At 71.6% G+C, this 7,569-nt stretch carries 8 protein-coding genes; 5 read left to right on the top strand and 3 right to left on the bottom strand.

What is annotated here, in order from left to right; all coding sequences use genetic code 11:
- Positions 1 to 47: 47 nt before the first annotated feature.
- The gene (locus VFL64_RS09045; protein ID WP_489540053.1) at positions 48 to 992 is read left to right on the top strand and encodes an NAD(P)H-dependent flavin oxidoreductase; all 945 of its coding nucleotides are present in this window, start codon (positions 48 to 50) and stop codon (positions 990 to 992) included.
- On the opposite strand, the gene VFL64_RS09040 is transcribed toward VFL64_RS09045, so the two are convergent.
- From VFL64_RS09040 to VFL64_RS09030, 3 genes are read right to left on the bottom strand one after another with little or no spacing between them, the layout of a single operon-like run.
- Complete coding sequence (locus VFL64_RS09040) at positions 946 to 1,845, bottom strand: YihY/virulence factor BrkB family protein (RefSeq protein WP_489540052.1); 900 nt, start codon at positions 1,843 to 1,845, stop codon at positions 946 to 948. The two genes, VFL64_RS09045 and VFL64_RS09040, sit on opposite strands and share 47 nt — an antisense overlap.
- Positions 1,846 to 1,897: 52 nt before the next feature.
- Complete coding sequence (locus VFL64_RS09035; RefSeq protein WP_489540051.1) at positions 1,898 to 2,338, bottom strand: CBS domain-containing protein; 441 nt, start codon at positions 2,336 to 2,338, stop codon at positions 1,898 to 1,900.
- Between the two features lie 51 nt (positions 2,339 to 2,389).
- Positions 2,390 to 2,833 carry a response regulator gene (locus VFL64_RS09030; protein WP_489540050.1) on the bottom strand — a complete coding sequence of 148 codons (444 nt, stop codon included), beginning with the start codon at positions 2,831 to 2,833 and terminating at the stop codon, positions 2,390 to 2,392.
- A 132-nt stretch (positions 2,834 to 2,965) separates the two neighbouring features.
- On the opposite strand from VFL64_RS09030, the gene VFL64_RS09025 reads away from it, so the two are divergent.
- The 4 genes from VFL64_RS09025 to VFL64_RS09010 all read left to right on the top strand — a co-directional run bounded on the left by VFL64_RS09025 (position 2,966) and on the right by VFL64_RS09010 (position 7,545).
- Positions 2,966 to 3,937, top strand: coding sequence for a DUF2157 domain-containing protein (locus tag VFL64_RS09025; protein WP_489540049.1), 972 nt, complete (start codon positions 2,966 to 2,968; stop codon positions 3,935 to 3,937).
- Positions 3,930 to 5,555 carry a GDYXXLXY domain-containing protein gene (locus VFL64_RS09020; RefSeq protein WP_489540048.1) on the top strand — a complete coding sequence of 542 codons (1,626 nt, stop codon included), beginning with the start codon at positions 3,930 to 3,932 and terminating at the stop codon, positions 5,553 to 5,555. Before VFL64_RS09025 ends, VFL64_RS09020 begins: the two co-directional genes overlap by 8 nt.
- A gap of 9 nt (positions 5,556 to 5,564) precedes the next feature.
- A complete protein-coding gene (locus VFL64_RS09015) occupies positions 5,565 to 6,323 on the top strand; it encodes a fumarylacetoacetate hydrolase family protein (protein ID WP_489540047.1) in 759 nt (252 codons plus the stop codon).
- 85 nt (positions 6,324 to 6,408) lie between these two features.
- Positions 6,409 to 7,545: a thiolase family protein gene (locus tag VFL64_RS09010; RefSeq protein WP_489540046.1), complete on the top strand. Its 1,137-nt coding sequence runs from the start codon at positions 6,409 to 6,411 to the stop codon at positions 7,543 to 7,545.
- The last annotated feature ends 24 nt before the right edge of the window (positions 7,546 to 7,569 follow it).

The following is a 7,569-nucleotide window of genomic DNA, read 5'->3' as shown; positions in this document are numbered from 1 at the left end:
TCCGCGGCGATCCGGGGCCCCGCCCCGGCCGCCACGGAGCGCCACCCATGAGTTCTGCCAACCGCGTTCTGGCCCACACCGGCGCCAGGGTTCCCATCGTGCAAGCCCCCATGGGCTGGATCGCGCGCACGCAGCTCGCCTCGGCCGTGTCGCGTGCCGGCGGGCTGGGTGTGATCGAGACTTCGTCGGGCGAGACCGAGAACTGCCAGGCCGAGATCCGCAAGATGAGCGCGCTCGGCCTGCCCTTCGGCGTCAACCTGCCGATCCGCTTCCTGAAAGACGACGCGATGCTGAAGTTCGTCTGCAGCTCGGGCGTGAAGTTCGTGACGACCTCGGCCGGCAGCCCGGCCAAGTTCATCGCGCCGCTGAAAGACGCCGGCATCACCGTCTACCACGCGGTGCCCACGGTGGACGCGGCGCTGAAGTGCGTGGACGCCGGCATCGACGGCCTGGTGGTCGAAGGCGCCGAAGGCGGCGGCTTCAAGAACCCCGAGGAGGTGTCGACGCTGGTGCTGCTGCAGGCCATCCGCGCGCGCACCGAGGTGCCGCTGATCGCCGCCGGCGGCATCTGCGACGGGCGCGGCATGGCGGCGGCCTTCGCGCTCGGCGCCGAAGGCATCCAGATGGGCACGCGCTTCGTCAGCTGCAGCGAGAGCCCGGTGCACGCCAACTACAAGAACGCCATCGTCGAGGCCAAGGAGACCGGCACGCTGGTGCTCAACAAGAAGGCCACGCCCTGCATCCGCGCGCTCAAGTCGCAACGCACCCAGGCCATCTACGAAGAAGGGCTGATGGGGCCGGATGCGCTCAAGGGCATCCTCGGCGTGTACTTCGGCGGCGACATGGAGGCCGCGCCGGCACTCGCCGGCCAGACGGTCGGCCTGATCGATTCGGTGAAGAGCGCGCAGCAGATCATCGACGAAACCGTGGCCGAGTTCTTCGCCATCACCGCGCGCCTGGGTGCACTGGCGCAGGCGCGCGCGTTCGCATAGCTTCGCTGCGTGTGGGTTGATCGGGCGCGAGGCGGCGCGCGGCCTCGCCCTGGCGCGAACCGTGACGGTGCGCATAGACCCAGGTGAACTCGGCGCCCAGCAGGAAGATCTGCGCCGAGTAGTACACCCACAGCAGCAACACCGCCAGCGAGCCGGCCGCGCCGAAGCCCGAAGTGATGCCGCTGTGGCCTATGTACAGGCCGATCAGCGACTTGCCAATGCTGAACAGCAACGCGGTGGCCGCCGCGCCGACCCACACGTCGCGCCAGGCCACGTGCACGCGCGGCATGATCTTGTAGATCAGCGCAAAGATCACCGTGATGAGGCCGAAGCTGAGCACCAGGTTGGCAGCTTGTGCCAGCAGCGCCCAGCCACCGAAGAGTGGCGCCCACCAGCGCTCCAGGGCCGACAGCGCCGCGCTCACCACCAGCGACACCATCAGCAGGAAGCCGATCCCGAGGATCATGCCGAAGGAGAGCACACGCGCGCGCAGCAGAGCCCACAGGCCGCCGCTGCGGTCGCGCACCGGCGCGCGCCAGATGCGGTCGAGCGCGTCCTGCAGCTCGGCGAACACGGTGGTTGCGCCGACCAGCAGGGCGCCCACGCCGATGACGGTGGCCAAGGCTCCTTCGGCCGGCTTGTTGACGCTTTGCAGCAGGCCCTGCAGCGCGAGCGCGCCTTCCTCGCCGATGAGGCTGCGCAGCTGGTTGAAGATCTCGCCGCGCGCCGCCTCCTCGCCGAAGGCGAGCCCGGCCACCGAGACGACGATCAGCAGCAGCGGCGCTGCCGAGAAGGTGGTGTAGTAGGCCAGCGCGGCGCCCATGCTGGGGGCGTAGTCGTCACGCCAGGCCACGGCGGCGTCCTTCCCGAGGCGCCAGAGGGTGGCGAAGCGCACTGCAACGCCTTCAAGCCAGATGCACCTCGGCGTCGCTCGGCTGCGAGATCTCGCGCAGTGCCTCGTCGGTGTGCTGTGCCGCCTGGCGCGTGGCCAGGTCGCCCAGGGTGACGATGCCCACGATCTCGCCGTCGCGGTCGAGCACCGGCAGGCGGCGCACCTGGGCCTCGCCCATTTGCTTGAGCACGTCGTCGACGTCGTCATCGACGCGGCAGAAGTGAGTCTGCGGGGTCATGACCTCGCCGACGCGGGTGCTGTCGGGCGGCAGGTTGAAAGCGGTGGCGCGCACGGTGATGTCGCGGTCGGTGACGATGCCCACGAGCGCGAGGCCGTCGTAGACCGGCAGCGCGCCGACGTTGAGCTTGCCCATCAGCTCGGCCGCTCGCTGCAGGCTTTCTTCGGGGCGCACGACGACCACGTGGCGCGTGAGGACTTCGGCGATCTTCTTCATGCGGGGCTCCTTGTCTGGTGAAGGCCAGCATAGGGAGCCACCGTGGCGCGGTCAGTCGGTGCGGGCCGACGGCGGCTGTGGGAGCTGTCCGACAGTGCCGTCATCGGGGCGCTGCTCGGCGCGCAGCATGTGGTGGCGGTCGACCACCTTCTCCAGCTCGGCCAGGAACTCGCGGTAGCGGATGGGCTTGGTCACGTAGCCGTCGCAGCCGGCCTCGCGCACGGCCTGCTCGTCGCCCTTCATCGCGAAGGCGGTGACGGCGATCACCGGGATGCTTTGCAGCAGCGGGTCGGCCTTGATGAGGCGGGTGGCGGTGAGGCCGTCCATGTCGGGCAGCTGGATGTCCATCAGGATGGCATCGGGCAGGGTCTCGCGCGCGAGCGTGATGCCGAGGGTGGCGGTCTCGGCCTGGATGGCGATGTGCCCCGCGCGTTCGAGGATGGCCACGACCAGCAGCATGTTGACCGGCAGGTCTTCGATGACGAGTACGCGCATGTGTCTGCTCCCTGCGGGGTGTGCGCTCATTAACTCAGCAAGGCCGCACAGCCGCATCTGTCATGTCTTACAGGCGTGTGGGGTGAACAGAGCAGGCTCTGCGAAGATGAGGCTTGCCATGGAGGGCCCCGCATGAACCTTCGCCTTGCCTTGCTGGAAGTGGCCGAGCGCCACCGGCTCGACACCGCCGCGCGTGCGCAGCTCATCGATCTGGCCGGCCTGCAGGCCGAGCCGGCGCTGCTGGCGCGCTGGCTGCCGCGCGGCCTGGCGGTGCTGGCCGCGGCCTTGTTCGGCTTCGGCGTGATCCTGTGGATCGCCGCCAACTGGGAAACGCTGGGCCGCTTCGGCCGCTTCGGCCTGCTGATGGCCTTCGTCGGCGTGATGGGCGCGGGCGCGGCGTGGCGGCCGGCTGCGCGCGCTCCGCTGGGCCTGCTGGCGCTGCTGGGCATCGGCGCCTTGTTCGCCTACTTCGGCCAGACCTATCAGACCGGGGCCGACCCCTGGCAGCTGTTCGCGCTGTGGGCCGTGCTCGCGCTGCCGCTGTGCCTGGGCGCGCGCAGCGACGTGCTGTGGGCCCCCTGGGCGCTGGTGGTGGCGACGGCCGTGTCGCTGTGGGTGCATGCGCAGGTGGGCCACCGCTGGCGCGTCGCACCGGAAGACCTGGGCACGCATGCGGCGGCCTGGGGGATGCTGGTGGTGCTGGCCGCCGTGCTGAGCCGCGCGCTGCAGCGCTGGACCGGCGCCGGGCCGTGGGCCTTTCGCACCGCCGTCACGCTGGCGGTGACGGCACTCAGCTTGTCGGCGCTGGGTGGCCTGTTCGACAGCCCGGTCGCGCCGCACTACGGGCTGGGCTTGCTGGTGCTGGCCGTCGGTGCCGGGCTGTTGTGCTGGCGGCCGGCCTTCGACATCTTTGCGCTGAGCGCGGTGGCGCTGGGGCTCAACGTGCTCATCGTCTGCGGCGTGGCGCGGGCCATGTTCGATTCGGGCGGCAGGGACCCGATCGGCCGCCTGCTGGTGCTGGGCCTGCTGGCGGCGGGTCTGCTGGCTGCGTCGGTGAGCGGCATCCTCAAGCTCGCCCGCCGGCAGGGAGCAGCACATGGCTGACCGGCTGCCGGACACGATCGCGCGTGCCATCGCCACCGGCCTGCTGCCGGCCGAGGCCGCGCCGCTGCCGCAGGACGCACGGCCCTGGCCGGTGGTGCTGCTCACCGCGCTCGGGGCCTGGCTCGCGGCCATCCCGCTGCTGATCGTGGTGGGCATGTTGCTGGGCGACCTCGTCACGCGCAGCGTCGGCCCCTACATCGTGGGCCTGCTGGTGCTGGCCGCCGCCCTGGTGGTGCTGCGCTCGCGCGAGCTGCCGCTCTTCGTCGAGCAGCTGGCCGTGCCGGCCCTGCTGGTGGGTGGCGGCAGCCTGGCCTTCGGCGTGCTGCGCGACCTGCCGCCGCGCGGCGGCGCGCTGGTGCTGGCGGCGGTGGCGCTGGCCATCGCCTTGGCCGTGGACCGCGCCTGGCTGCGCGTGCTGCTCGGTGCGCTGATGGCCGGCCTGGTGGGCTTTGCGCTGCTGGAGCCGCGCCTGGGTTTCAGCGGTGCGAAAGAGCTGATGGCCGCCTGGCTGGCGGGCCACGGCCTGCTGCTGATCTGGGCGCTGGCGCTCGCGCTACAGCGGCACCTGCGCGACGGGGCGGCGCTGACCGAATCGCTGGCGGCGGGTTGGCTGCTCGTCACGCTGTTCGGCCTGGCCTGGCTCGCGGGCATGAGCTTTCTGGTGGGTGGCGCGCTCGGTGGCAACGTGCTGGGCGACGTGGCGCGCGAGCTTGGCGGCGCGCGGCAGCGCGAGGGTGGGGCCGGGTGGGTCCAGCCGATGGCCAGTGCGCTGTTCGCGGCGGCGGGTGCGCTGTTGGCGGCGCGTGCCTGGCCGCTGCTGCGCCAGCCGGTGTGGGCGCTGGTGGGGGTGGTGGTGGTTGCGCTGGCCTGGCTGCTGCCCACGCTCGGCGGCGTGGGGCTGGCCCTGGCGCTGAGCGCCAGCACGCAGCGCTGGCGCCTGGCCGCGGTGGCCGGCGTGGCGGCGGCCTGGGTGATCGGCAGCTTCTACTACCAGCTGGCCTGGCCGCTGGCGAGCAAGGCGGCACTGCTGGCGGGTGCGGGGGCGGTGCTGGGCGTGCTGGCGTGGTGGTTGTTGCGTGGCGATGTGCGTGGCGATGTCGCCTCGGCGGCGCCGCCGCCGCGAGGCCGCGCTGCCGGGTGGCTGGCCGGCGGCACGGTGGCCACGCTGGCGGTGGCCAGCTTTGCGATCTGGCAGAAGCAGGATGTCATCGCGCACGGCCAGCCGGTGTTCGTGGAGCTCGCACCCGTCGACCCGCGCTCGCTGATGCAGGGCGACTACATGGCGCTCAACTTCCGCCTGCCCGATGGCGTGTGGAAGCTCGCGCCCCCCGGCGTGCTGGCCGGGCGCCCGCGCGTGCTGGCGCGGCGCGATGCGCGCGGCGTGGCCACGCTGGTGCAGGTGGCTGCGCCGGGCCAGGCCCCGCTGCCCGACGAGTTGCTGATTCAGCTCGCGCCGAAGAACGGCCGCTGGGCACTGGTGACCGATGCCTGGTTCTTCCGCGAAGGCGAGGGCGAGCGCTGGGCGAAGGCCAAGTACGGCGAGTTCCGCGTGGCACCCGATGGCCGCGCCCTGCTGGTCGGCATGGCCGATGCCGACCTCAAACCGATACAACCTTAGGAGACCCCGATGAGTGCCCCCCTCGACGCCGTGATCGACGCCTTGCTGACCGCACGCCGCACGCGCAGCGGCAGCGACGCGACCTCCCTCTCGGTGCCCACCGCCGACGACGCCTACCTGGTGCAGGCCGCCATGGCCAACGAGCTGGGCTGGTTCGATGACGGGCCGGCGCGGCACTGGAAGTCCGGCGGCGCCTCGCGCAGCGCGGTGATGACGCACGCACCGCTGCCGCCCGCGGGCATCTGGGCCAGCCCCGCCGATGCACGAGACTGGCCGTTCCGCCTGCGCTACATCGAGGCCGAGGTGGCGTTGCGGCTGGGGCGCGATGTCGATGCAGACCGCGCGGCCGGTCTCGACATGGACAGCGCCCGTGCGCTGGTCGACGCGATGGCAGTCAGCATCGAGATCGTCGACTCGCGCTGGCAGCAGGCCTTTGCTGCGCCGCAGCTGCTGCGCCTGGCCGACCTGCAGTCGCACGGCGCGCTGGTGCTCGGGGCGTGGCAGCCGTACGCCCAGCGCGACTGGCTGGCGCAAGGCTGCCGCGTGCAGATCGGCGATCGCGTGAGCGAGCACCGCGGCAGCCACAGCTGCGGCGATCCGGCCTGGGTGCTGCCCGACTGGCTGCGCCATGCCACGCGCGACGGCGAGGTGCTGCCCGCCGGCAGCGTGGTGAGCACCGGCACCTGGTGCGGCGCGCTGGAGGCGCATGCCGGTGAGCTGGTGGTGGTGCAGTTCGACGGCCTCGGCGAAGCGCGCGTGCAGCTCTGATTCCCTGACGGCAAGGCCCTTGTGCACGCTCGGCTGCCTCTTGATATGATCATCATCATCTAATCACCAACCCCAGGAGCCGCACATGCCGAATGCCGTGATTGCCGGGTACGCCCGCACCCCGTTCCACTTCGCCAAGAAGGGCCGCCTGATCGGCGTGCGGCCCGACGACCTGGCCGCCACCGCGGTGCGCGGGCTGGTCGAGCGCACCGGCGTGAACCCGAAGGACATCGAAGACCTGATCCTCGGCTGCTCGTATCCCGAGGCCGAGCAGGGCAGCAACATGGCGCGGCTGGTGGTGTTCCTGGCCGGCCTGCCGATCGAGGTGGCGGGCACCACGGTGAACCGCTTCTGCGGCTCGTCGATGACCTCGGTGCACATCGCCGCCGGGCAGATCGCCATCGGCGCGGGTGAGGTGTTCGTCTGCGCCGGCGTGGAGTCGATGACGCGCGTGCCGCAGGGCGGCTTCAACCACTCGCCCAACCCACAGCTGATGCAGAGCTTCGCCCAGGCCTACATGAGCATGGGCGAGACCGCGGAGAACGTGGCGCAGCGCTACGGCATCTCGCGCGTGGCGCAGGAGGAGCTGGCGGTCGAGTCGCACCGCAAGGCGGCGCGGGCGCAGGAGCTGGGGCTGCTGCGCGACGAGATCGTGCCGGTGAGCACCGCCGAGGGCGTGGTCGATGCCGATGGGTGCATCCGCCCGACCACCTCGATGGCCGGGCTCGCGGGGCTCAAGCTTGCCTTCCGTGCGGACGGCAGCGTGACGGCCGGCACCTCGTCACCGCTGACCGACGGCGCTGCGGCGGTGCTGGTGTGTTCCGAGGACTATGCGAAGCGCCACGGCTTGCCGGTGCTGGCCCGCATCCGCTCGACCGCGGTGGTCGGCTGCGCGCCCGACGAGATGGGCATGGGGCCGGTGCCCGCGGTGCGCAAGGCGCTGGCCCGGGCCGGGCTCACGGTGGATGACCTCGACGTGGTCGAGATCAACGAGGCCTTCGGCAGCCAGGCGGTGGCTTGCCTGCGCGAGCTGAAGATTCCGCTGGCCAAGGTGAACCTCGATGGCGGCGGTTTGTCGATCGGCCACCCGCTGGGGGCGACGGGGGCGCGCATCACCGGCAAGGCGGCGGCGCTGCTCCAGCGCACGGGTGGGCGGTATGCCATCGCCACGCAGTGCATCGGGGGCGGGCAGGGAATCGCGACGGTGCTGGAGGTGGTGTAGTCGGAGCGGGGCTTCGATACCTCA

The organism is Rhizobacter sp. (assembly GCF_035702065.1).
Taxonomy (GTDB): domain Bacteria; phylum Pseudomonadota; class Gammaproteobacteria; order Burkholderiales; family Burkholderiaceae_C; genus Rhizobacter.
Note: the sequence above shows the minus strand (reverse complement) of the source record. Positions and strands in the feature narration are given on the sequence as shown.